Origin of the sequence: Desulfotalea psychrophila LSv54 (assembly GCF_000025945.1) — a bacterium.
Lineage (GTDB): Bacteria > Desulfobacterota > Desulfobulbia > Desulfobulbales > Desulfocapsaceae > Desulfotalea > Desulfotalea psychrophila.
This window is the reverse complement of sequence record NC_006138.1, coordinates 2405809-2431855: the sequence shown is the minus strand read 5'-3', so window position 1 is coordinate 2431855 and position 26047 is coordinate 2405809. Positions and strand designations below refer to the sequence as shown.

Sequence of the window (26047 nt, the reverse complement as noted above, 5' to 3'; positions counted from 1 at the left end):
CTCTGACAGCAAATCCCCTCCACTGCTGAGAAGAGAGGCCTATTTCTCTCTTGGCAGAAAGAATAAGACCCTTAGGGTTTCCAAAAGCAGACAGCCTTCAAGCACCATGAGCAGGTGGGCATAGACATTAAGCTCCCTCATCAGAAAATAGGAGAAGAGAAGCAGGAGGAGAACGGTGCCATATCTCAACAGCTCTAACCGTCGACCATGAGTGCAGAGGGTGACTACCAGGGTGAAGGCGAGAATAGCCAGCAGATGAGAGCTCAACCAACCCTGTTGATAGAGGCTGGTCAGATAGTAGCGTTTTTTATAGTAGAGATGATGCATAATTCCGGCCCTATAGCTGGAGAAATACTCCAGAACGACAAGGGCCAGTAGCATAAGCAGTTCAATACCGATCAGGGCAATGCTAATCTTTTTCGTCATCTTCTTATCTTGTGGGTATCCCTGTCTCGGTGAGGTTCTTTTCATCATTACTCCAACCGATCCAGCCATCGCTAAAGATAGCAATATCCCTTAGGCCATAGACATCTGCATAATAGTATATTTCAGCTGCCCGCCAGCCACTTCCGCACATAAAGGAGAGGTGATTATTGGTATTAATGCCCTGTTCCTGCCAGAGGGCCAAAAACTCGTCTGCACTGCGCATGGTCTTATCAGGGTTTCGGTAATACTCTAAGCCATAGGCGCCACTGGTACCGGCATAACCGAAGATTGCCCCGGGAATACGTCCCCTCTTCTTATGATAGGAGTAACCGCTTGTCTCGCCAATATGCTCCTGCCAGGTGCGGTTGTCCACCAGGGTAAAACCCTGGGCTCTATCAAGACCCGCTTTGGTTTCGGACATGCTATCCATTATATCGGAATTGCCCGGAACAATACCGGCAAAATCAGTCACAGGGCGAGGGCTATGACTCTCTGTCTCAAGAGGGTAGCCAGCCAAAAGCCAGGAGTCGGTGCCGCCGTTTAAGACCCGGACATCGTCTACCCCGATATAACGCAGGACCGTTGCCAGGCGGTAGGCCGCCATGGGTTCCTGACTGGCAACAATAATGGTGTCATCTTTCTGAAAGCCAAATTCAAGGGCAAAACGCTTAAGGGTCGGGCTATCGGCCAGGAGCCACATCACAGGTTCACTGGTGGTGGGAGGCTCTATCCGATCGGTATTGACATGGAAGGCACCGGGAATATGGCCCTTGCTATATGAGGTTTTTTCTTCTCCCCAGCTGGCCTCAACAACTTTAATCTTTTTGCTCCCCGTAAAGGTCTCGGGGCTCTTACCTGCCAGGGCAGCCCTGACAATAACAGCGGGGACAATGCGTTGATAGTTTTTATAACGCTGCATGGCCAGATTGGTATCTGCCGCCCATCCCCTAATATCATAACCATAGAGCCTAGAGTAGTTCTCTTCTCTCAAAAATCCAGCAACGGCCTTGGCATCGAGGCCATTGGCGTCGTAGAGGACAATATGCCTGTCAGGGCTTATCCCCTTGGCCTTGAGGATCTCTAGCAACTCCTCTTTAAGGTTCTTTTTCTTAAGATGCAGCCAGTTTGCGGAAAAGTTGACCGCCCCCTCTATATGTCCACCACGCTCCACCCCATCAAGCTTCCAACCGTTAAAGGCATCACTGAGTCGAGTATCGACAATAAGCCAGTCCGGATTGTTCTGAATGGCTATAATCTCTTGGCTATCAAGCATCTTAAGTTCAGCCCGGCTCTGCCCGGCAAAGGTGAAGATGCTCAAAAGCAAAACCATGGTCGCTATTTTTTTCATTGGAGAACCCCTTCCTCTCTGTTTTTTATAAAGTCAGCACCTTGCCTTATCAGGTGGGCACAGGTTTGACAATATAGCCAGGCGGGACAGGGGCGTCAAACTGGTTAAAGATATAGGGAGGCTTCCTCTTATAGTCTTTACCTATGGATGTTCTTCCTGGCAAAAATGACCTAACAGGGACCTAGATGATCAGCCTGACCCCGCCCAGTTCCTGAATCCGGTAGGGAAACTTTTCGCCGGGTGAACCGATGAACATGAAGTTAACGGGAATGTTCCACTCCTTGGAGAGCTGCTGAATCAGCTCCGGTCCGAACCTGCCCTGCATATCTATCAGCTCAATGACTATCCGCGGGTACTTATGGGTAAGATAGACGATATCCTGATTAAGGTGCCCTACCTCTCTGTCATCTCCATTACCGTAGATATGGACGATCTTTATCCTCTTGGTATGCTCATTTTTTTGGATATATTGCAGGACCTTTTCCAGATTGACCAGATTGTCGCCCCTGGTGAAAAAAACAAACTCCTGGGACTTGATTCTATCGATAACCACCTTTATCTCCTGGTTAAGCCGGTGGATAATTTTCAGAAGGGGAACAAAGATATAGAGAATGGATTTGGTTAATAGCTCCAAAAGAGCGATACGGTTAAGCATGATGGCCACGAAGAGTATGGCCGGAATGAAATATTCGATAAAGACGGCCAGATTGGAGCGTTCACCGGCCGGGGGCAGCTTGATGATGTTACCCCAAAGGGCGCAGCCTACGGCAAGAATGGCGATGATTACCGTCGGCCACGAGGCTCGCTCCGGTCTGGGCAGGTTTTTTCGTTTAACCTTGAGGAGGATGTTGCCCAGGCCAAAGAGGCCCATGACCAGAAGAAAAGAGATGGTATAGACCCCGGCCAGTGTTTCGGCTTTGCCCTCGGTGATGAGAAGGATGGAGATGCAGAGGAGGAAGAAGGTCAGCAAGATCCGGTAGGAGCTGCCCCGTCGGTTCTTTCTGAGCAGATATCCCGGCAGAATTCGATCCAGGGTTATGCGCTCAAGCAGGCCGGTAACTCCCACATAGGAGGTGAGCACCGCTCCACTGAGGACCAGCACCGCATCGATGGAGATCAGAGAAGCCAGCCAGGCGCCACCGCTAATCTGCCCCATATGTGAGAGCAGGTTGTCTGCATGTTTGCCCACCTCAGCAATGGGCACCAGCGCCAGAGCCAAAAAGGCCATCAGGGGATTAAAGACACTGACCACAACCCACATATTGCGCAGGGTCTTGGCAAAAACCCCCTCCTCCTGCTTTTCGACATAGTTGGCCGAACTCTCAAAACCCGAGATACCCAGCATGGCTGCCGCAAATCCCCAAAATATTGCCATCATAATACTGCCATGGGGGGGAGGCAGCTGGTTGTTGCTTGCCAAGATGGCAAGACCGTTGTTGAAGAGATAGAGACCAACGGCTCCGGTGAGGAGAACTAAGGAGAAGAGATGGAAGAGAAATATAATAAGAGCGACGATGGAAGATTCGCCTATACCCATAAGGGTGACCCCCAGAAAGAGGGCGAGCAGAAGCATGGTGGACAGGGTTATCGGCAGGGCGGGGAGGATGCCATGGAGGTAGTGCATGGCCGTGGAGGCAGAGATCACGGCGGTGGCCATATAGGAGAGAAGGGTCAGGGTAGCGGCCAGGGAGGCGGTGGATTTACTAGTCGTGTTCAACAGGGCATTATAGGCCCCGCCATTCATGGGCAGGGCACCCACCACCTCTCCGTATATCTTTCTAAAGAGATAAAGGACCATGGCCACGACCAGTAGGGCCAGCCAGGCATACTGGCCGGCGGCAACGATCGTCAGGGGGGAGACATAGAGAATCGAGGAGGAGATATCGTTGCCGCAGATGGCGGTGGCGGGTAGTTCCCCCAGTTTGGTGGATTTGCGTTTGGTAATCATAATGTTTTATGGCACCCCTGTGCTTACCTCCTCTTTTTAATGAGTAATCTCAATGCCCTTCATCATCCTCTGAGGAGAAACAATAAAAAGGTCTCTAACTTCTATCCTGCCCTAATCTCTGCCCGTTTACAATGGTAAGATCCTGTTTGCAGGCATAATCTACCCGAAATGTGGCCCTTGTTCTCTGGTAGTTGATCTCCACGCCTGCTATACTGGGTGTTGAGATAAATCTGCCCCGGGCCGGTGCCATGGTGGCTCACGGAATTCCAGAGAGAAGAGAGAGACTGAGTTATGAAAAAACAGATATATATCGTACTCTTTGTCTTATCTCTGGCAGTTCTTGCGGCCTTTGTAATTGAAGCCTATAAGGCCAACTACTCCCAAAAACGGATTCATTTCATAATGAAAGATGTTGGCCTATACACGCCCTATGAAGATCTTTTACAACTGAGAGAGGGTGGCATAACCCTTATAACAACTGAATGGGGAATGGAGGAGCCAGCTGATGAAGTCTTCAGGTTCCTGGACAGGGCATTGAAGGCCGGCCTCAGGGTCATCATGGATGGAGGTTTTTCCGAGACAGCATGGGGCTATGATTCGGGAGTCCACAAAAAAAATCAGAAACCCATCTGGCAAAAAGAGAAGGCACAGAGCTGGATAAAAAAGATAAGGGTGCACCCTGCAGTCTATGCCTATGATATTTGTAATGAATTTGGCGAAAACATGCCCGTCCCCCAGGAACATCCCGAAGGGGGGGTAGAGTGGATTGAGGATTATTCAATACAGAAGAATCAACTACAGAAGGTAAGGAAGGATATCAGGGCAATAGACCCTGTCAGGCCGCTGATGTTGAGAATGAGAAACTGGGATTTGGACGATGATGACTTTGATCTTAATAGATTTATTGAAAGCGATCTGACAGAAATAATAATGCTCAACCTCTATACAAACTGGGTATATGATGGCTACGATCCAGATAATGAGATACTGATCAGTCAAAAGGCAGAGAGGTATATCTCCCGTTTAAGGAAAATTGATCCAGATGTCGAAATTTGGGTTGCAGTGGCAGCATTTGCAGGAATGCCGTACTTTAAAAAACCCAGCAGACAAAAGCTGGAAAAAGATATCCTCGATAGCCTGAAATTAAAGAATATCTCAGGAATTGGCTTTTTCGGACTTGGCTGGATTGCAGACGAGGATGATCATGAGGAGAACTGGTATCTGTTTAAAGAGGGCAGAGATCTCTGGCAGGTAATTAAAACAGAGATAAGGTCAAACAGGTGACTGGACCGAGATTCTTGGGGATGAAACAAAAAAAGGGTTTCAACTTTTTTCAAAGCTGAAACCCCTTATAAAAAATGGGGTGAGCGAGGGGACTCGAACCCCCGACTTCCTGGGTCACAACCAGGTGCTCTAACCAACTGAGCCACGCCCACCACATGTTTATTTTTTGTTGTTGCAAAGTGCGAGTCTCTTATACCCGGTTGAGAATTCTTTTGCAAGGGGTAAGTAGCTATTTTTTTTCAAGAGGGTAAATAGTTGTTTTAACAAAAACTATTTACCCGTTCTTGCGTGCAGAACCGCCCATGAAACAAATATTACCCACAGAGCATACATTTTTTGGCCTGTGCTTTTATTATTTCAGAACACTGAGAAGACTCCTTTTTTAAGTTTAGCTGAACTATTCTACTAATAATTAAATTGGATTTTTGGGCAAAAGAGACGTCAGAAAACAATGTCCATGCCGATAGGTGAAGGCCGAAGCCACCAGTTGGCCGCCCAATAACGGTGAAGAGAGCTAAGGAGAAGGTACAGGACTGATCAGTCAAAAGGCAGAGAGGTAGATTTCACGTTTAAGGAAAATTGATCCGAATGTTGCAATTTGGGTTGCGGTGGCCGCATTTACGGGAATGCCGTACTTTAAAAAACCCAGCAGACAAAAGCTGGAAAAAGATGTCCACGATAGCCTGAAATTAAAGAATATCTCAGGAATTGGCTTTTTCGGACTTGGCTGGATTGCGGACGAGGATGAGGAGAACTGGTATCTGTTTAAAGAGGGCAAGGTAGAGGCATCAGACCCAATCATCTATGGCGATGGGGGCCCCCATTCTGGATAGATTAAATCACCCCTTATCTGTTCATAGTTTTCTAAGAATAACTCTACAATATCAGGATCAAAGTGTTTCCCTGACTGCTCCTGAATATATGCTAACACCTCTTCTTCCGTCCATGCCGCTTTGTATATGCGGGGGTGGATAAGGGCATCCCATACATCAACAATGGCGAAATATCTGGCCGCCATCGGTATTTCATCTCCGCCTATACCCAGCGGGTAACCACTACCATCCCACTTCTCATGATGAGAATATGGAATGTCTATGCAGGGTCTGAGAAAGGCAATATTAGATATAATATCATGCGCTATCTGCGGGTGCTTCTTTATCTGTTTCCACTCCTCTTCATTCAGCTTTCCTGGCTTAATTAAAATGGCATCGGGAATACCAATTTTACCCACATCGTGCAGCATTGCTCCCCGTTCAATGTTCTTCAGTTCCTCTTTTTTGCTGATACCAGAGAACTTTGCCAGCGCAACTGTCATCTTCGTTACCCGCTCAGTATGATCCTTTGTTTCCCTATGGCGAAGGTCAGTAACATGCATCCAGCCAATGATAGTCTGCTCATAACTCTCCATCAGTTTAATATTTATCGCCTTTATGGCATTAATCTCTCTTTTTATAAGAAAGAAGAGGAGCAAGCCGTTGAAGGCAATAAAGAACCAACCCTTAATATTCTCGGCAAAGATGATATCTGCCCTATCCTCAAAGAGGCTATTTACGACTGCATCAGAGATTAATATCCAAAAAAAGCCCAATAGCAGATATATTAAGACGATTCGGTAGTGTGCTTTAAGTTTCATTTACCCATGTTGGTGGTTAAGATTCATTTGAAGCAGAGGCCCACACCTTCTCTCTCGGACCTGCCTCTGATCCGTCTTTATCTGCCTGGTTTGGGTAATAGCTGTAAGCCTAGCTTTTAGGCTTATTCTCTTGCCTCAATTTGCTGAAATCTGCTAAGAAGAAGATCATTATAACTGCTCATTGCAAATTTAATGGGCATATTTGACATCGTCCTGCCCCTCTATCTCATCCTTTAGCGCTGAACTATTTTCCTCTTTACTACCCTTCGAGCAGGGCTTAGGATCGTCACCGAATCCCGTATACTCAATACAGTTTCTTGCCAATAAAAAAGAAATTATGGCCTGGGCCTCCTGCCCATGCTGTAGCTCATTGTTACCTAGCAGAGCCATAACTTCTTCTGGGTTATAGATAGAATCTCCTTCTGCAGTTTGACCCTGCTCATCATCTATTTGTGTCCGTTTAGTCTCCATGCTCACCTGCCAGCAGTCCGATTGCGGAATCTTTCTTGTTCTAAGAACGGCATCACAATGACTTTTGCTAACAAGTCTGTATATTTTTTTCATTCCTCTACCTCCATAAGATTTTATTGCCTCATGCATAATAACATAGGAAAAAAGAGAGAAGGTCAAGGCAAAGGGGTAATTCGCTTGCGAGGAAAAAGCATTTACCAAGAGGCACATGTTTTTATTTAATTGATATTACTTAACTATCCAAGACAGCGGGAAAGATTAAAAAACCAGCCAAACACTGGAGAAAATAGATGCGCCAAGGGGATTACACAAATAGAGAGGATGTAGTTGCTGATAAAGTTCTGATAGGAAAAAAATTATCGCTACACCAATCCAGACAGAGATCGAACCTGCTAGGCAGTCCGACAGGGAGCGGTAATTGCCAAAAGGCAAAAAAGTACTACCAGGGAATAACCCATGCCATTTTTTCTGATGCATTCGAGAAAAAACAGCACATAAAATAAACCCGATGAAGAGACTGTTCGATGGGGGCAGACCACGTTGGCAGGATTAAACATGAGACGGCACTTCTCTTTGGCAGGTGACATTTACAGGTATCCTTCCCCCTTCAGATATAGCAGTATCTTCTCTGCTGCATCCATGGGGTTAATGTTTGTGGTATCGATGGTAATTTCAGGATTCGTCGGGGGAATATACGGATCTGTTATCCCTGTTACATTCTTGATCCGGCCGGATCGGGCCTTGGCATAGAGTCCCTTGCTGTCACGCTGCTCACAAACCTGAAGGGGTGTTGCTACATATACTTCGATATAGCCTCCATAATTTGAAATTAAGCGTCTGTTTACTTGGCGGGACTCTTCATAGGGGGCGATGGGCGCACATAGGGCTATACCACCATTTTTAGTTATCTCACCTGCGACAAAACCAATACGGGTGACATTGAGATTTCTGTCTTTTTGGGAAAATGAAAGTTCAGAGGAGAGATTGAGTCGCACAATATCACCATCCAGCAGTGTTACAGGCCGCTCACGCATCTCCGCAAACTTTACCTGTAATACCTTGGCAATTGTTGATTTCCCTGCTCCGGAAAGCCCTGTCATGAAAATGGTAAAGCCCTGCCCAGACCTTGGGAGGAAATCATGGCGAATTTCTTGGACAATCTTCGGACAGGTGAACCAGGGAGGGATTTCTTCTTCTCTTTTTAATCGACCCATTAATCCCTTCGAATCGATTAATGAACTGTTCTCAGCCCCTTTGGCCCCCTGAAAAATATATTTTTTATCCTTTTTGCAGTATCCTACCCCTCGTTGAGGAATCATTGTTATCTCGGTCTCTTTTTCATAATAAGCGACGAGCTTTTGCGCCTCACCCCGAGGATAAAACAGTGCCTTTTCATCAGTCATGACGGCAAAGGGGTCTGCATGGTCAGGGGCAACCATGAAATGAGTGCAACCAAAATTTTTCTTGATTATCGCCTGTAAAAGAGCCTCCCTCGGTCCTGTCTTTTTTGCCGGAAGAGCAAACAAGCCAAGTCCCGCCATATTTATGGGAAAGAGCTTGGTGAAGGCCTGATGACAGCGTACATGGGTGTAATGGGTGATTTCCCCGGGACAGTTAATTTGGGCTTGGATAAAAACGGCTGCGCCTATCTCCTGCGCTGCGGCCATAATCATTTTATGGTGACCATAGTGCAAATACTCATCGGTCTGAAAACCAACGACCCTTTGCCAGCCCTTCGTCATGAAACGTTGAACAGTCTCGGCAGGACTTAGACGTAGAGATTGGAAATCATAATGAACAGGTAAAGAAATACCCTCAAGAGAACCGGCAAGATAGTAATCGCCGGAGCAATCGTACAATTTTCGTACTCCAGGATGCCGGGCCGAATCAGTGGTACCATAAACGGCCTTGGCCTCCAGCCTTGTATCTGCTTGCCAAATGTCACTAATGGTCAGGATTGCGATAAGAAAACCTTCCTGATCATTAAGTGCTAGGCGCTGCCCTATTGTTAAGCCAGCGACCCTGTTTTTCGAGACAGCCAGAGAAATGGGGGTGGGCCAAAGAGTTCCATCCGTTAGTCTCATGTTTTTTAGCACAGAGAGATAAGAGGCCTGGTCCATATAAGCAACAAGAGGATAGAAACCCCGATTTAACAATAGCTCAAGATCGCAAATTTGCTCGACAGAAAGAGTCAGGCTGATAAGATCCAGGGCCTCTGCCTTTAACCCCTCTATCTGCTCAGGATCGACCAGCAAAGTCTCTGGATATTTGCAATTTATGTTTTTTTGAAAAGGCATCTCTTAACGTTCACCGAAGGCGTTACTGACAGTCTTACGCAATGGTTTCAACATATATTCAAGGACACTACGCTCACCGGTACGAATATCGAGCTGAGCGGTCATCCCCGGTAGGATATCGAGTACCTTGCCAGTTGTGGTGGTAACGGGCGTCATCTCTGTAATGACATGGACACGGTAGTAAATATCTTCGCCCCGGGCAGTTTTCTCTTTAAGGGTATCGGCACTGACGTAGACAACCTTACCGGTCACTCCGCCAAAGATGGTATAGTCAAAGGGGTCAAAACGAATGGTCGCTACCAGACCGGGACGTACCAGGGCAATATCGGTGGGACTTACCTTGGCTTCAATAATAAGATCATCACCGACGGGGATGATCTGCATCAACTCCTCACCGGCACGCAGTACCCCGCCCACGGTCGTCACCCGGACATTTTTAACGATACCGGGAACCAGGGCGGTAAAAACACTGTCCTCCAGCTGTTGTTTTCGTTGGGCGAAGATCTGTTCATTCTGGGCAATACCATCTTCAGCTTTAATCAGCTCGGTACTCGCCTCTTCAAAATGACGGTTTTTGCGCACGATTAACTTGGATTTAGCATCATTGAGTGCCCGTTTGGTACGAATTACCTCGGAACGATTCACATCGCCGGATCGCTCCAGATTGGTCAGCAGGGTCACCTCTTCCTGGGCCAGCTTGACCGCCACCTTCAGGGTTTTGAGCTCCTCTTTTAGTCCGGTGCGTCGTTGTTGGAACAGAGCGCGTTCCACTGCCACGGTTTCAGGATGTTTAAGTAACTCTTCAGGAAAGATAAGTTTATCCACCTCGGTCACCTCCGCCCGCAAACGAGTTGCCTTGGCCTTCAGGGCAGACAGGCGCGCTTCGATCTCCTTCACCGAAGCTCCAGATCGAGTCTGGTCGAGACGTGCCAGTACCTGCCCCGGTTTTACCTGGTCGCCCTCCCTGACGTTCAACTCCGCCAGCACGCCACCATCCACCGACTGAATAATCTGCACCCGACTACTGGCAATCACCTCGCCCCTGGCACGTGCAACCTGGTTCAACTGAAAGACAGATGCCCAGAGGATGACGATAACAAAGGCGATGAGCAATAGCCATAAGACCAGTGAGTAACGACCGCGATGGTAACTCTCAAGGCGAGCTATTGCCCTGTCGTTGTCTATTTCATTTGTCGCTAAAGGATTGTTAGATAACATTATATGCCCCCCTGTTGTTTCCGGAATATACGGCAGCAGGCATCGGCATACGCACCTGTACTTCTCTGGCACCATGGGCCTGGTTCGTCCTTTTTCCCATCAGTCGTGGTAGTACCACTTCTGGTGGGCCATCGGCGCTTATCTCACCGCGCTGCATCACCACAACCCGGTTCGTCAGCTGGGTGATAAGTGCCGGTCGATGGGTTGATAGTATGAGAATATCATCGGCCTTAATATGAGAGGCAATAGCTGCCAGCACCTGCTGTTCACTGTTGCTGTCCAATGAAGCCGTTGGTTCATCCAGTAACCATATTGTGGGTTGGGCCAGGAAGACCCGGGCCAGACCAACCAACTGCCGTTGACCACCGGACAGCCCCTCGCCCCCTTCGCTGATGGGTAGCTCCATGCTGCGGGGATTTTCGGCTGCAATGCTATCAATCCCCAGTTCATGGGCGATATGCAATAGGTGGGAATCACTGACGGCACCGGAGAGTGTCAGGTTGCTGCGTAGGGTGCCCTTGAATAGATGGACACTCTGTGGCAGGTAGCCGATATGTTCTGCTACCAGATGAGGATCCATCTCCCAAAGATCGGCATTGCCTAAGCGGACACGTCCTTCGGCTGGTGCATAGAGACCGGCCAATACCTTAAGCAGTGTCGATTTACCGGAACCAACGTTACCGATCAGGGCCACCCGGTCACCGGCCTTAAAGCTGAGTTTAGCGATATTCAGTTGCTGTATGGGGGACTCGGGATAGCAGAAACGGACCCCTTCCAGCTCAACTGTTGCAGGCCGTTCGTCGGGCATCAACAGCTCCTGGTCCGGACGACGATCTGTCTTAAGGATCAGTACCTGATTGACCATCTGCAGTGCCTGGGCAATATTCTGCCACTGGGCAAGATACTGCACACTTTGGGCAACGGGGGCAATTACCCGGCCACCGAGAATACTACAGGCAATGAGTGCGCCCATGGTCAGGTTACCAGCCTCGATCTGGCCGACCCCAACAACAATTGCCGTAACATAGGCTATGGTTGACAGGCTACCCGTTGAGACCGTCGCCAGATTGCTGATCGCCTTTTGCTGTATATTGTAACGAGAGATAGAGGTGGTTATTTCACGCCACTGTTCAGAAAAACGCCAGGTGGCGTTGTTGGCACGAATTGATTCACTGCCTTGGATGGCATCCACCAGTAGTCCCTGACGTTCGTTGGAGCGTATCATCTGCTCGCGCATTAAACGGCGCAGGCGCTTTTGGGTTATCCAACCCAATGTTGCCGCCACTGGAAGCAAGAGCAGGTATACCCAGCCAATGGGACCACCAATAATGGCGATAAAGGCAATAAACATCAGGGCAAAGGGCATGTCGATCAGGGCAAAAATCACCCCGGAGGTAAAAAACTGTTTAACCGAGTCAAGTCCACCGACCTGTGCCGCCAGAGTTCCGAGGCTGCGTGGTCGAATATCGAGCTGTAGACGCATTACGTGGTCAAATACCTGTTGTGATACACTCCTGTCGACGGCACAGGAGACACTGTCGAGGATGCGGGCGCGCAGGGTTTTGAGGAGCCAGTCCAGACTGACCATAATCGCCATGCCAGCCACCAGGGTATAGAGGGTCGCGTAGGCCAGGGTCGGTACTACCCGATCATAGACCTGCAGGGCAAAGAGTGAGGTGGTAATCGCCAAAACATTAATGATTATGGTGGAAATAGTGACGTTGACAAGCCAGCGACGATCTTTAAACATCTCCCGTAGGAGCAGACGGGCAGCAAGGTTGCCCTTTAAGGAGGGGCCAGTCTCTCTCTTCTGCTGAACATGTAACCACAGGACAAAGACATCACTCAAATCCGCTTCGCAGCACTGGCATGTCTCGCCCATTTCATCCGTCAGAATTAACTGGCCGCTCTGGCCGCGCTCGATTAACTTCCAACTGCCACCATGGCAGAGCATCGCAGGGAGACGTCGCTGATCAAAACGGGTCCAGCGTAGCTGAGCCACCTGCACGCCTCTGATCTGTAAGGCATGAAAAATGAAGTTAATCCGCTGGCTGGGCGATGCCTCGGTCATCTCTTTTTGTGCCTGTTCACAGGCATGAGTAAGGGCACCTGTCTGCACCGGTATATCCAGGCGATCAAGAAGTTGTTTTAAGACCCCTGCAGGTAGATCTTGCTGTAAAAAACTGGGATCAATCTCAGCGCATCCCCTCTCAGATGCTTTCTGCCGAGCTGGACTATCTGTTTTTAGTATATTTTTAATCATAGAGATTCAATTCCTGCCAGTTGATCAAGCTCACCCGTCACGGCCAAAACGCGTAGGGATGAGGTGAGCCAATCATTTTCTATTTGGGCCAACTGATAGCGCAATTCAGTGAGTTCACGTTGGGTATTGAGTACATCAATCCACGATTTTCGCCCCGATTCATACTGCCGCATAAAGGAGGCCATGGTTGATTCAACAATCTGCACCGATTCCCTTTGAGCATTTTTCAGAGAGCTCTGCATGGCGCGATCGAGCATCAGAGAACGGACCCGATTAAGCACATCATTGGTGGTAAGGTCCACATCTTCCCGTGCAGCTATTTCGCGGGATGTGGCACCTTTTACCCGGCTAATAGTGGTAAAGCCCATACCTTCTAAATTGCCTTCGAGTACCAGGCCATAACTGGTTCTATCGCCGCTTTCCGGTTTATCGAGAAATTCGTAGTCAACCCGGCAAGACAGGGTTGGTAGCGAGGCGATTTTCTCTCTTTTGACATCATAGGCAACCACGTCTAAACGCATCTTCTTGTATCTGACATCAGCACTGTTTTTTATGGCCCGATCTTCAACCTCGGCTATCATCGGTAATTCTGTCAGATCTTTATCAACAACGGCATCAACGGCAACATCGGCTTGAGTCAATAAGCGTAGATTAGAAATGGCGATATCTCTTTCACCGCCAATACGCATCAATTGGGTCTTGGCCTGAATAAGACGAGAGTATGCCAGGCGCATATCAGCCTCGGAAGCCATGTGGCCTTCTTCGCGTCGTTTAATTCGATTATAAAGTTTTTCGTGCTCTCTGATATTCAGCCGAGCCACTGTGGCGCGCTTCTCGATTCCCTCTATACGGGCGTAGGCCGCAGCTGTATTTTCAATGAGTTGCCGCTGTACCTGTAATAGTCCAAGTTGCTCAGAGTGATAGTTGGCCTCTGCCCGGTCAATCTCGTTATCTATTTTCCCAAAAGCCCACAGAGGTTGCTGGATACTCACTATGCCCTGTTCATACTGGCCCAGGTAATTATTAACATTATTGGCCTGAGCAGAAAGAGATGGATATCGCCCCGCCTTGGCACCGTCGATTCTAGCCTCATACGAGTTGAGCTCGGCGCGTTTCCCCTTTATTGCCGGATTGTAACTCATGGTGGCCTGTAGGGCAGCAGCTAAACCCACCACCGCTTGCTCCTTCGCTCCAACTGTCAGGGCATCGCTTTCCGCCAGGGTCTGTGTGTCTGCATAACAGCGCTGCCTAAAAAACAGTGGCGAGAGCAGGATGGAGGTGCAGAGAGAAAATAACAAAATGGCCCTACAAAAATGAGGCCGGCGCTGAAGATTCATATCTATTCACTACGTTAAAATTAATTTTGCTTAAACAACATTTCGAAATCTGCCAGGGTCTCGTCGTCAGACCAATCCCCTGTCTTATCTTTTTTAAGGTAACGATTTTGTAATTCTAAAAGTTTATCCTGATCGCCAACAAGCCTGTAAGCCCTTTCGAGGTTTTCCCGCCACTCTCTATGCCAGGGGGCCTTTTCCAGGGCCTTTTCCAGGAGGGGACTCGCCTCTCCGACATGTCCCTTGCGACAGTAGACCAGCCCCACCATATAGTTGCAGGCAGCGTGTTCGGGGTTGTGGTGTAACATCTTCTTAAAACTCAACTCAGCGCCATCGAGATCGTCCTGGCGGTACAGTTCAACACCATCGGTTAAGAATCCCGGCAACGGCAGGGTAATCATATCCCCTATCGGATCGGGACAGATTTTGGCATTGGTTCCCTGAATCAGCGGCGCCAGATGGTCCTGATAACGCATCCACCTGGCCTTGGAGGTTTTGTAGATCGGTTGCCGCACCTGCCAGACGCTGGCGGTTTTGACGGTACGCTCCAGCTCGTTGAATTTGAGTACCGAAGGCTCCCACTCGACCCCAATATAGTCAAGCATCCTCCGAGCGCTGCCTTCGAGATCATCGACCACATCCTCGTAATTGATCTCCAGAATTTCACCGGGGAAGATCTGGTGCCAATGATGCATGAGCAGGTTATGATCGGCCAGTTGCTCACCGATGCTGGTCAGATCATAGGCAAAACCCATGCCGCCGTGTTTGGCCTGATAGTCGGTAAAATAATTGGAGATGGCAATATCGCGTGGGTCGCGACGCACCGAGATGATTTTGGCCTGCGGAAAGAGAAACTTGATCAGGCCGATATTTTCAAAGTTATGGGGCAGTTTATCCACCACATGCCTTGCCTCGGGGGCATATTCCCGGAGCTCTTTGAGGACATTGTTGGCAATGCCAGCCCTGGCATGAGGGGTGAGATCGTCGACCGCGTCGGGATAGTGGCGGCCGGAACCGACATGTCGTTCCCAGCGGTTGAGGCCCTGCACCACCTGAGGGATCACCCCGAGTTCACCTGCGCCAAAGATCTGGCTATGACCGGCGAGAATCTGCTCAACCAGGGTGGTGCCGGAACGAGGCATCCCCAGAACGTAAACCGGCAGGGTGGAATCAAGGCCAGAGGCCGGCCGATGCTCATAGAGTGACCTGCTGAATCCTGCCCGAATGCGGGCACACTGATTGCGATGGGCTCTAGGGTCGTAGCGCAGCCGCTTTTTGCTCGAATCGTTGGCCTCCACCGCCAGAGCGAAGGCCCTGTCGAACTCTTTACGTTTTTCCCAGGCAGAGGCCAATTGCAGAAGCAGGCCGGAACGGACCGGTCCCTCAAGGCTCGGCTGGCGGGCGACCTTTTCCATTCGCCTTAGGCTGTCGTCATCGTCAGGGAACCGACGGGCATTAATCAGCGCTGAGTAACCCCTGGCCGGGTCGATCTCTTTGATCCGTTCGAACAGCGCCACCGCCTCGTCGAGGTTGCCGCGCTGCATCTGCTGCTGGCCCAAACCCTGCAGGGCCGGCACAAACCAGGGGTTCTCTTCGAGGATTTCCCGGAACAGGGTTTCGGCCTCATCGAAATGCTGGGCCTGACTTTCCACCTGGGCCCGGGCATTTTTTGCCTGCAGGCGCAACTGGCGGATCATTTGCAACGGCACTGCCTCCGTCTCCACCATCGCCTCGGCCAGTTCCACCGCCCTCTCTGCGGCCTTGCCTGCCTGATCCTCCATCTGCTGCAGGCAGGCAGCGGAGAGCCGCACCCACAGACCCACCTCCGGTTTATCCTGATCTTTGGCCAGTCGAATTGCCCGGCGCAGTAACTGCACCGTCTGTATGGTGCGCCCCTGAAGCTGGGTCAGTTCTGCCAGCTGCGAGATCAGGGCAAGGTTTTGCGGATAGTGTTTAAGGGCATTGCCCAGGCTCTCTTCCGCCTCGGCATGGCGTTCTTGCCCTGCCAGCAGGGTAGAATAGCCAAGAATCAGCTGCGTCCACTCCTCCTCCGGGAGGGTCTGGCGACGCTCGGCCAGCCAGGCATCGGCCTGGGCCAGGGCATCCGTGCTCAGCCAAATCTCCAACTGCAGCCCACGAAACTGGGCCATAAAGGTCGCGGCGACGACCTCAGGCAGGTTGGCAGCCAGCAGCTCGAAGCGGCCGATGGCCATCTCCAGGGCCTGTTGGGCCGGCGGATAATCGCCTGCCTCCAGATAAAGTCGGGCCAGGGCGCTCCAGACCGGCAGGCGATCCGGCATTAGCTCAGCAGATCGTCGGTAGAGAATGCAGGCCTCAGCCCTGTTACCCTCCTGCATGCGGCACCAGGCAAGACGCGCCAGGGCCAGGGAATGATCGTCGCTCATGGCCAGGGCCGCTTCGAGCAGGGCTACGGCTTCAGCAGAGCGCCACAACAGGCAGTAGACGGCGGCCAGATCCACCCGCGCATCCAGATCGAGGTCGGCCAGACAGGCCTCGATCTGGGCCAGTACGGCTTCGGCTTCACTGCGCTCGCCCAGATGGGCCAGGGCCAGGGCCAGCAGGGGCAGGGCCTGCACATCAGCCGATTCCTGCAGATAGCGCTGGGCGTTGAGATGGAGCAGGGTGAACTGCTGTTGATCTGCGAGCTGACGAAGTATATCTATATAATTCAAATCAATACCATAAATGTAAATTCCTGATTGCTGCCCTGCTCAAGGCGGCCAATCTTAATCCGGCTAAGGCCGATTCTGCTCCTGCGTTTCCACCACAGTATCCACCGGCTTTTGCCCTCCCGGGATGGCGAGTACTTCGAAAACGCAGGACAGTTTTCAATCGAGCAAGCCCGAAAGCTGCGTCTCTTAACTGAGCAGACACAGCAACGGATGATGGAAGATACCGAGCGCTGGCGAAGCTGGGCGTGGCCTGGCTTAGTACCACAACGGTAATGTTATGCGAGCCCCTGGCTGGTCAATATACCCACGGGAATAGCGTCGGCGTATAGATCTGCCTTGCATCCACCGTCCAACTCCATATTCCCAACTTTACCGCCCCACAAATCAAAGTCCGGCAACATACCATGCGACATCGTGAAATGCGTTTCAGTATACCGTTTCACCTCCCCGTCATTTGCTACTCTCATCATAATCCCACAATCCACCTGTAACTGAATCGCATATGAATACTCCGCCACAGAATCTGCCACCTTACCGACAGCCCGCTGGATAGGGGCTCCATCTCCGACGAACACGATCCTGTCATTTTCACCTAACGCCCCGGCATTGTTCCACTGGCCCCAGGTAGCGCCTGCGGCGGCGTCTGTTGGGGTGGTGTTTAATACCGATGAATCGGAATCGACCATAATGTATATCGTGTACGCGGCGGATGGGTCGTCGCTGAACTCGCGCGCAGCCGCACCGTACCCGCCCTCGTGGCTAGAACTCACCCCATGAACCAGATCGAATACAACAATATTAGTGTTGACAGGAGTCGCGGCTGCCTCGGTGTCAAAATTAAGGATAGTTAAATCCGCTATTCCGGCATAGTTGTTACCGGCCGTGTCGGTGATAGCGCCTGCGCCGATTTCGACATGGTAGGTGGCGCTATTATTGGCCAGGTCTCCGGTTGGGTTGATGGTGAGGACCTTGTCGGTGATCGAGAGTTGCCCTAAGGGGTTGCTTACGTCGATCACGTGACTGTCGTTGCCGTCGGTGATGGTGATGGTGCCGCCGCTACCCAGCGAAACGTTTTCAGTGAAGGTCAGGCCGATATTGCTGTCCAGGGCGATAGCGGTAGCCTCATCGGTCGGGGTGCTGGACTGTAGCGTCGGGGCCGTGTTGTCGATGGTCACTGTGGTGCCTGCCGCAGCCGACAGGTTGCCTGCGGCATCGACACTGTAAACAGAATAGCTCCCATCAGCCAGCCCGGTGGTGGCCATATTGGTGTTGGTGTCTGCCGTTGTAATTGCCACCTGATTCCACTGACCATCTGTCGCAGTCGTAATGCTGGCCACGTCGGTGACCGTGACATCGGTACTTACCAGATAAGCCGTGCCGACCTCGCTGCTCTGTACTAGGACGCTATCACTCGCAGTAAAGATGGCCGGCATATTCAGGGTGCCATCGGCATTGAACTTCTGCACAAAAATGCTGTTGTCACCCTCACTATCCTGCCCCTGCCAGGTCACCACAAACTCTCCGGCGCTACCGACGGCGCTGATTTGAGGATTGTTGTCCTTGCCCCCGTCCTTGCCAATCGCTTCCAGTTGTACTGGGTCTCCCAGGATCACGCCATCGGCATTGAATTTCTGCACAAAAATGCTGAAGTCAGTCGCGCTATCCTGCCCAGACCAGGTCACGACAAACTCTCCGGCGCTACCGACGGCGCTAATTTGAGGAGAGAGATCAATGCCCCCGTCCATGTCAATTGCTTCCAGTTGTACCGGGATTCCCGTGGTCACGCCATCGACATTGAATTTCTGGACAAAAATGCTGTAGCCAGTCGGGCTATTACTATCCTGCCCATCCCAAGTCACCACAAAGTCACCGTCGCTACCGACGGCGCTGACTTGAGGGCGGCTGTCCGTGCCCTTACTATTGCCAATGGCTTCCAGTTGTACCGGAGTTGAGGTCGTACCATCGGCATTGAATTTCTGCACAAAAATGCTGTTGTCATTCGCGCTATCACTATCCTGCCCATCCCAAGTCACCACAAAGTCACCGTCGCTACCGACGGCGCTGACTTGAGGGCGGCTGTCCGTGCCCTTAGTATTGCCAATGGCTTCCAGTTGTACCGGGTCTCCCAGGATCGCGCCTTTATTATTGAATTTCTGGACAAAAATGCTCTTGTCACTCGGGCTATCACTATCATCCCCCTGCCAGGTGACCACAAACTCACCTTCGCTACCGATGGCGCTAACTTGAGGGTTGTTGTCCGTGCCCGTAGTATTGCCAATCGCTTCCAGCTGTACCGGAGATGGGGTCGTGCCATCAGCATTGAATTTCTGCACAAAAATGCTCATGTTATTCGCGCTATCCTGCCCAAACCAAGTCACCACAAAGTCACCGTCGCTACCGACGGCGCTGACTTGAGGGGCGTTGTCACTGCCCTCTTTTTTGCCAATCGCCTCCAGTTGTACTGGGTCTCCCGTGATCACGCCATTGGCAGTGAACTTCTGCACAAAAATGCTATTGTCACCCGGGCTATCACTATCCCGCCCATACCAGGTCACCACAAACTCACCGGCGCTGCCGACGGCGCTGACCTGAGGGCATCTGTCATCGCCCGTGGCATTGCCAATCGCCTCCAGTTGTACCGGGACTCCCGTGGTCACGCCATCGGCATTGAATTTCTGGACAAAAATGCTGTCTTCCCCCGCACTCTCCTGCCCTTCCCAAGTGACCACAAAGTCACCGTCGCTACCGACGGCGCTTATTTGAGGGGAGTAGTCACCGCCGTCGTCCTTGCCAATCGCTTCCAGTTGTACGGCAGGGAGGGTCACCAAATCAATACTGGCTGTCGGGATGACGGTATCAACGGACTGGGTACTTTTGGCGGCAATGGTATTGTTATTGCCGGCCACATCCTGCGCGACATCCGCCGCCACATTCACGACGATATCGGTGGTACTCGAGCTGTCAGGGGTCACGACCAGATTATAGGTCGTGCCGCTGCCGGTGAGTGCACCCTTGGTTCCGCCGGTCACGACCACATCAGTGGCGGCAAAACCGGTCACCGCCTCGCTGAAGGTAAAGGTGTAGGTTACATCCCCAGTGGTGGTACCGTCGGTATTGTCGGTGATAGCTACGGTTGGGATGACGGTATCGACGGACTGGGTACTTTCGGCGGCAATGGTATTGTTATTACCGGCCACATCCTGCGCGACATCGGCCGCCACATTCACGACGATATCGGCGGTGCTCGAGCTGTCAGGGGTCACGACCAGATTATAGGTCGTGCCGCTGCCGGTGAGTGCGCCCTTAATTCCGCCGGTCACGACCACATCTTCAACGGTAAAACCTGTCACCGCCTCGCTGAAGGTAAAGGTGTAGGTAACAGGACCGTTGGCGGTACCGTCGGTATTGTCGGTGATCAATACGGTCGGGGCGGTGTTGTCGATGGTCACTGTGGTGCCTGCCGCAGCCGACAGGTTGCCTGCGGCATCGGCACTGTAAACAAAATAGATCCCATCAGCCAGCCCAGTGGTGGCCATACCGGTGTTGGTGCCTGCCGTTGTAATTGCCACCTGATTCCACTGACCATCTGCCGCAGCCGTAATGCTGGCCACGTCGGTGACCGTGACATCGGTACTTACCAGATAAGCCGTGCCGACTTCGCTGCTTTGTACTGGGACGCTATCACTCGCAGTAAAGATGGGCGGCATATTCAGGGTGCCATCGGCATTGAATTTCTGCACAAAAACGCTGTCGTCACCCTCGCTATCACTCCCCTGCCAGGTCACCACAAAGTCACCGGCGCTACCGACGGTGCTGATTTGAGGAATGTAGTCAGCGCCGCTGGGATTACCAATCGCCTCCAGTTGTACCGGGTCTCCCGTGGTCCTGCCATCGGCATTGAATTTCTGCACAAAAATACTGAAGTCATTCGCGCTATCCTGCCCATACCAGGTCACCACAAACTCTCCGTCGCTACCGACGGCGCTGATTTGAGGGTTGCTGTCCGTGCCCCCGACCTTGCCAATCGCTTCCAGTTGTACCGGGTCATTATTCAGGGTCGTGCCACCAGCATTGAATTTCTGCACAAAAATGCTGAAGTCACCCTCGCTATCACTCCCCTGCCAGGTCACCACAAAGTCACCGGCGCTACCGACGGCGCTGATTTGAGGGTAGTGGTCAGCGCCTCTGGCCTTGCCAATCGCTTCCAGTTGTACCGGGGCATTACCCAGGGTCGTGCCATCGGCATTGAATTTCTGCACAAAAATACTGAAGTCATTCGCGCTATCCTTCCCCATCCAGGTGACTACAAACTCACCGGCGTTACCGACGGCGCTGACTTGAGGGAAGTAGTCAGCGCCACGGGCATTGCCAATCGCCTCCAACTGTACCGGGTCTCCCGTGGTCCTGCCATCGGCATTGAACTTCTGGACAAAAATGCTGGGGTCATTCGCGCTATCCTGCCCCTGCCAGGTCACCACAAAGTCACCGGCGCTACCGACGGCGCTGATTTGAGGGTAGCCGTCAGCGCCTCTGGCCTTGCCAATCGCTTCCAGTTGTACCGGGGCATTACCTAGGGTCGTGCCATCGGCATTGAATTTCTGCACAAAAATACTGAAGTCATTCGCGCTATCACTATCCTGCCCATACCAGGTCACCACAAACTCACCGGCGCTTCCGACGGCGCTGACTTGAGGGAAGTAGTCAGCGCCACGGGCATTGCCAATCGCTTCCAGTTGTACCGAGGCATTACCCAGGGTCGTACCATCGGCATTGAATTTCTGCACAAAAATGCTGGAGTCATCCGCGCTATCCTGCCCATACCAGGTCACCACAAACTCACCGGCGCTACCGACGGCGCTGACTTGAGGGCATTCGTCATCGCCCCCGACCTTGCCAATCGCCTCCAGTTGTGCCGGGGCTCCCGTGGTCTTGCCATCGACATTGAATTTCTGCACAAAAATGCTGGTGTCACCCCCGCTATCCTGCCCCTGCCAGGTGACGACAAACTCACCGGCGTTACCGACAGCGCTGACCTGAGGGGCGTGGTCATCGCCCCTGAGATTGTCAATTGCTTCCAGTTGAACGGTATGGAGGGCCAAATCAATACTGGCTGTCGGGGCGAAGGTATCTCCTGCAACGACAAAGTCGGTGGTGGCCGCACTTTCATTGCCGGCGGCATCGGTCTCTTTGACCTTAAGCTGGTAGGTGGTGCCATCGGCGATGGTGGCACTGTAACTCCAACTGCTACCGCTGACGGTGGCATCGCCAAGTTCGGTGGTGCCGCTGTAGACCTTGATCGTAGAACCGGCCTCGCAGCTACCACTGAGGGCCAGGACGGTGTCGTCGGTAGTGTCGCCACTGCTTAAGTTACCGGTTACACTGCCGATATTGTCGGTAGCTGTGCCGAATTTGGCCGTCGGTGCGGTGGCGTCGACTGCTGTAATCTCCGTGACGGCACTGACGTTGCCTGCTGAATCGGTCGTGACCACGCTACCAGTTTTGCCATCAGTCAAAGGATTCGGGCTAAAACTGTAGGCACCGCTGGTGGCATCGGCCGTTGTGGTCCCCAAAACTGTGGTGCCATCGGCGGCATAAACGGTCACGCTACTGCCGGCTTCGGCAACACCGCTGAGTTCCGTGCCATTGGAGGTCCCGAGAGTCGGAGCGCCAGATGCGGTGGCGTCGACTGCTGTAATCTCCGTGACGGCACTGACGTTGCCTGCTGAATCGGTCGTGACCACGCTACCGGTTTTGCCATCAGTCAAAGGATTCGGGCTAAAGGTGTAGGCTCCGCTGCTGGCATCAGCCGTGGTGGTCTTCAAAACTGTGGTGCCATCGGCCGCATAAACGGTCACGCTACTGCCGGCTTCGGCAACACCGCTGAGTTCCGTGCCATTGGAGATCCCGAGAGTCGGGGCGCCAGGTGCGGTGGCGTCGACTGCTGTAATCTCCGTGACGGCACTGACGTTGCCTGCAGTATCGGTCGTGACCACACTACCGGTTTTACCGTCAGTCAAAGGATTCGGGCTAAAACTGTAGGCACCGCTGCTGGCATCGGCCGTAGTGGTCGCCAAAACTGTGGTGCCATCGGCGGCATAAACGGTCACGCTACTGCCGGCTTCGGCAACACCGCTAAGTTCCGTGCCGTTAGAGGTCCCGAGAGTTGGAGCGCCAGGTGCGGTGCCGTCGACTGCTGTAATCTCCATGACGGCACTGACGTTGCCTGCAGTATCGGTCGTGACCACACTACCGGTTTTACCATCAGTCAAAGGATTCGGGCTAAAGGTGTAGGCGCCGCTGCTGGCATCAGCCATGGTGGTCCCCAAAACTGTGGTGCCATCAGCGGCATAAACGGTCACGCTACTGCCGGCTTCGGCAACACCGCTGAGTTCCGTGCCGTTGGAGGTCCCGAGAGTCGGAGCCGTTGGGGCGATTTCGTCAAGATCGGTTATCGCCAAGCTGACAGTCTGCTCACTGCTGTTACCGGCGGCATCAGTCGCGACCACAGTGAAGCTGTAGCTAGGCTTCGCTTCAAAGTTCGGGCTGATTACCAGCTTGACTTCGCCCGTGCTACCATCAATGGTTAAGCCTGCATCACTACCCGCTTTGAGACTGTAAACCGTTGCTCCTGTTGCGGTGTCAGTGGTATCTGTCGACGTTGCCGTGTAGATCACTTGATCGGCAACAGAATTTTCATCTATGGCGGTGGCGCTGTCGCCACTGGTGATGGTCGGAGCGCTGGTATCGACCTCAATTATAACGGCCGGACTCTTATTACCGTCGTTGATCTGATACTGGACGGCAATTGAACCATCACCTGCATCCCCAATCTTGCTGGCGGGAACCATAACGGTGCCCATCCCCTTGTCATCAATATCTGTGGGAAGAATATTAAGGATTTCCTCTCCCCAATGGAGGGTGATTCTGTCGCCTACTTCAACTCCGCTTATTTTCACAACGACGCCGGCATCTTTCTCGGCAGCATTAATGCCATCCCTGGCCGCTTCGATCAGGGGTGGCTGGATGAGGCTGCTACCGAGGTCGGCTTTACCGGCGTTAATTCCGTCTTCAAAAGCATCGACACCGTCGGCCAGTAATTCAACCCCCTCCTGGCTCAAGGCTAAGCTTCCATCCTGCACGGTAATGGCGTCTTTTAATTTGTCGAGGGTATCGGTTAGTCCTCCGCTGGTCTTATCGGCACCGGACAGCTGGGCGAGGATCTCACCATAGTGTTCTGCCGTCTCATTGATCTCGTCGCTGCTGTCGTAGGCATCATCGACAACGGTGACAACGGGGGCCAGGATATCTTCAACGGCAAAGAGTTCTGCGATCTGATCGTTGACAGCAAGATCGGCTTCGTTGACCTCATTGCCAGTGATGCCGGCCTGCCGTGCCGCAAGCTCGGTCAGAGGGGTAACGCTGATATAGACATCACCGTTTCCATCGGCATAGCCCATGGCGCGCAGGGGCGCGCCGAGGCTGAGAGAAAGGCCGCTGGCCTCATCGAGGTAATCCCCTGCACCCTCATTGTTGTCAATTACCTTGACAAGAATTGCCCCCTTATAGTCTCCAATGCTGAGTTTAACCTGGCCGTTGGTCTCAAATTTACCAGTGCCGAGTTGATTGCCTCCGTCATCGTAAAACTCAACCAGCGCATGGGAAGTGGCCAGAAAGGGACCGGCAACAGCCCTGACGGTAACGTCGTGGCTGGCGCTACCCTTATCTGCTAAGCTACTACCATCTGAACTGCCTCCGCCTGCTGCCATGGCGATACCGCCGGCACCCAACAGGCCACCGGCCCAAACCCACGGGCTGATTGACTCTGCCCCTTCGGAGGCCTGCCAGACGATTTCATCCGTTGGGCCAGCCGTTGTGGTCTCAGTGCCGGTGATGGCCATCCCCTCAGCGGGGGTCAGGGAGCCATCGACACTGTATATCGCCCCAAGGTCCTGGCCATAGAAATCTTCAATTTGGGCAATAGGCTCTTCATCGATTTCAATGTCAAGATTATCGCCGCTTCGTTTTATGATGAGATTGTCCGGGATGCTGTGGTCCTGGTCGAGGAGGGTATAGGTCGCACCCGCCTGAGCCTTAAAGGATGCCGATTGTAATGAATGTTCGACTACTTCTCCGCCAGCCAATACTTCGATTAGTATTAATCTCTTCATTATTCATCCCAGTATCTAAGATATTTTCTTAGCAAAAATTTTATATGGTGGCCCGTCTCTCTCTATTTAATTATTGGGTCCCCTGCGATTGGTTGGCCTGTGTTGCAGCAGGGAAAAAACCCGACAATGGCCTTTTCTGGCAAGAGTCATATGGCTTTTTTTCACAAAAAAACTTATTTTAAAAGTATGTTCGTTCCCACTTTTAGATTGGCGTAAAAAAGCTACATATCAAAAGTAACTATTTTTAAAAAAATCTGAATGATTTTAAGTTAATAGCAGGTGTACTCAAAATAATCAAGAAATAACTCTAACTATTTATTGCATGAAATTTAGCAGAGGAAAGGCTTGCAGGCCTTGCCTCTGTCCCCACCAATCAACGATCCAATCCCCGCCGCCTCAGCAACCTCTTGTTGGCTCAAAGCCCAGCAAAATGATAGAATTTCGGGCAAAAAAAAAGCCTGTCAGGCTTGAATTGCAAACCATAAAAGGCAATAAATTATGACGTCAGCTATAGTTATTTAGATTAGCCTCAGATACTACTAGTCAATTGCTCATTGACTGAAATCAGGTAATCCCATCAATCATCTGCTTACCCTTCCTGCCTAACGCCGATATCTGGCATCTGCGCCGGACGGTGGCGGGATCGATCACTGGCCTACAGCAATGAATCATGCCAGCCCTTGCGACGTGAGTATCGCCCCGATCAAACCGGGGTCGATCACGTAGTTCTTGCCCCCATGCAGACGGTCACCCGCACCGATGGCGAAACAATTGTACTGCGCACGATGCTCTGGTTCTCAAATTGCTCATCCAGATGCCGCAGAGGACTTTACCCTGTCATTCACCTACAGTAAGGATCACAGTGGCCATAAAGCGGCGGTACGCCAAGCCCACCAGTGGATCACGGGCGGTGTGCTATCTATGCCTGCAAAACCGACATCCGCGGCTACTACGCCAATATATC

14 protein-coding genes and 1 tRNA gene are annotated in these 26047 nt (G+C 51.8%); 2 read left to right on the top strand and 13 right to left on the bottom strand.

The features are described 5' to 3' along the window. Positions 1-39: 39 nt before the first annotated feature. The 4 genes from DP_RS10825 to DP_RS17990 all read right to left on the bottom strand — a co-directional run bounded on the left by DP_RS10825 (position 40) and on the right by DP_RS17990 (position 3972). Entirely contained in the window at positions 40-426 is a 387-nt protein-coding gene (locus DP_RS10825; RefSeq protein WP_011189359.1) for a hypothetical protein, read from the bottom strand. Positions 427-430: 4 nt separating this feature from the next. Beyond that, on the bottom strand, positions 431-1774 hold the full coding sequence (locus DP_RS10820; RefSeq protein ID WP_011189358.1) for a rhodanese-like domain-containing protein: 1344 nt from the start codon (positions 1772-1774) through the stop codon (positions 431-433). A gap of 181 nt (positions 1775-1955) precedes the next feature. Then, positions 1956-3722, bottom strand: coding sequence for an APC family permease (locus DP_RS10815; protein ID WP_011189357.1), 1767 nt, complete (start codon positions 3720-3722; stop codon positions 1956-1958). Positions 3723-3816: 94 nt separating this feature from the next. Next, a complete protein-coding gene (locus DP_RS17990) occupies positions 3817-3972 on the bottom strand; it encodes a hypothetical protein (RefSeq protein ID WP_156792273.1) in 156 nt (51 codons plus the stop codon). A gap of 41 nt (positions 3973-4013) precedes the next feature. Between DP_RS17990 and DP_RS10810 the strand changes: the two genes are divergently transcribed. Then, positions 4014-5006, top strand: a complete 993-nt coding sequence (locus DP_RS10810; RefSeq protein ID WP_011189356.1) for a hypothetical protein — start codon at positions 4014-4016, stop codon at positions 5004-5006. 75 nt (positions 5007-5081) lie between these two features. On the opposite strand, the gene DP_RS10805 is transcribed toward DP_RS10810, so the two are convergent. Next, positions 5082-5158, bottom strand: a tRNA-His gene (locus DP_RS10805). Between the two features lie 456 nt (positions 5159-5614). Between DP_RS10805 and DP_RS10800 the strand changes: the two genes are divergently transcribed. Next, positions 5615-5839, top strand: coding sequence for a hypothetical protein (locus DP_RS10800; protein WP_041277914.1), 225 nt, complete (start codon positions 5615-5617; stop codon positions 5837-5839). On the opposite strand, the gene DP_RS10795 is transcribed toward DP_RS10800, so the two are convergent. From DP_RS10795 to DP_RS10755, 8 genes are all read right to left on the bottom strand, one after another. Beyond that, positions 5809-6639, bottom strand: a complete 831-nt coding sequence (locus DP_RS10795; RefSeq protein ID WP_011189354.1) for an HD-GYP domain-containing protein — start codon at positions 6637-6639, stop codon at positions 5809-5811. The two genes, DP_RS10800 and DP_RS10795, sit on opposite strands and share 31 nt — an antisense overlap. 189 nt (positions 6640-6828) lie before the next feature. Further along, positions 6829-7203 carry a hypothetical protein gene (locus DP_RS10790; protein WP_041277913.1) on the bottom strand — a complete coding sequence of 125 codons (375 nt, stop codon included), beginning with the start codon at positions 7201-7203 and terminating at the stop codon, positions 6829-6831. A gap of 494 nt (positions 7204-7697) precedes the next feature. Further along, the gene (locus tag DP_RS10780) at positions 7698-9407 is read right to left on the bottom strand and encodes a bifunctional sulfate adenylyltransferase/adenylylsulfate kinase (RefSeq protein WP_011189351.1); all 1710 of its coding nucleotides are present in this window, start codon (positions 9405-9407) and stop codon (positions 7698-7700) included. 3 nt (positions 9408-9410) lie between these two features. Then, positions 9411-10625: an HlyD family efflux transporter periplasmic adaptor subunit gene (locus tag DP_RS10775; RefSeq protein WP_041277911.1), complete on the bottom strand. Its 1215-nt coding sequence runs from the start codon at positions 10623-10625 to the stop codon at positions 9411-9413. Continuing rightward, on the bottom strand, positions 10615-12888 hold the full coding sequence (locus DP_RS10770; protein ID WP_011189349.1) for an ATP-binding cassette domain-containing protein: 2274 nt from the start codon (positions 12886-12888) through the stop codon (positions 10615-10617). Before DP_RS10770 ends, DP_RS10775 begins: the two co-directional genes overlap by 11 nt. Then, positions 12885-14225: a TolC family protein gene (locus tag DP_RS10765; RefSeq protein WP_011189348.1), complete on the bottom strand. Its 1341-nt coding sequence runs from the start codon at positions 14223-14225 to the stop codon at positions 12885-12887. Before DP_RS10765 ends, DP_RS10770 begins: the two co-directional genes overlap by 4 nt. A gap of 20 nt (positions 14226-14245) precedes the next feature. Then, positions 14246-16915 (bottom strand): tetratricopeptide repeat-containing sulfotransferase family protein, encoded by a 2670-nt coding sequence (locus tag DP_RS10760; protein ID WP_011189347.1) that lies wholly within the window; start codon positions 16913-16915, stop codon positions 14246-14248. 275 nt (positions 16916-17190) lie between these two features. Beyond that, on the bottom strand, positions 17191-25083 hold the full coding sequence (locus DP_RS10755) for an Ig-like domain-containing protein (protein ID WP_011189346.1): 7893 nt from the start codon (positions 25081-25083) through the stop codon (positions 17191-17193). Positions 25084-26047 lie beyond the last annotated feature (964 nt).

Excerpts from the sequence above, each read along its gene's own strand:
- DP_RS10770 (WP_011189349.1), bottom strand. The coding sequence starts at position 12,888 with ATGATTAAAAATATACTAAAAACAGATAGTCCAGCTCGGCAGAAAGCA.
- DP_RS10820 (WP_011189358.1), bottom strand. The coding sequence starts at position 1,774 with ATGAAAAAAATAGCGACCATGGTTTTGCTTTTGAGCATCTTCACCTTT.
- DP_RS10815 (WP_011189357.1), bottom strand. The coding sequence starts at position 3,722 with ATGATTACCAAACGCAAATCCACCAAACTGGGGGAACTACCCGCCACC.
- DP_RS10755 (WP_011189346.1), bottom strand. The coding sequence starts at position 25,083 with ATGAAGAGATTAATACTAATCGAAGTATTGGCTGGCGGAGAAGTAGTC.
- DP_RS10790 (WP_041277913.1), bottom strand. The coding sequence starts at position 7,203 with ATGAAAAAAATATACAGACTTGTTAGCAAAAGTCATTGTGATGCCGTT.
- DP_RS10765 (WP_011189348.1), bottom strand. The coding sequence starts at position 14,225 with ATGAATCTTCAGCGCCGGCCTCATTTTTGTAGGGCCATTTTGTTATTT.
- DP_RS10795 (WP_011189354.1), bottom strand. The coding sequence starts at position 6,639 with ATGAAACTTAAAGCACACTACCGAATCGTCTTAATATATCTGCTATTG.
- DP_RS10780 (WP_011189351.1), bottom strand. The coding sequence starts at position 9,407 with ATGCCTTTTCAAAAAAACATAAATTGCAAATATCCAGAGACTTTGCTG.
- DP_RS10825 (WP_011189359.1), bottom strand. The coding sequence starts at position 426 with ATGACGAAAAAGATTAGCATTGCCCTGATCGGTATTGAACTGCTTATG.
- DP_RS10810 (WP_011189356.1), top strand. The coding sequence starts at position 4,014 with ATGAAAAAACAGATATATATCGTACTCTTTGTCTTATCTCTGGCAGTT.
- DP_RS10775 (WP_041277911.1), bottom strand. The coding sequence starts at position 10,625 with ATGTTATCTAACAATCCTTTAGCGACAAATGAAATAGACAACGACAGG.
- DP_RS17990 (WP_156792273.1), bottom strand. The coding sequence starts at position 3,972 with ATGGCACCGGCCCGGGGCAGATTTATCTCAACACCCAGTATAGCAGGC.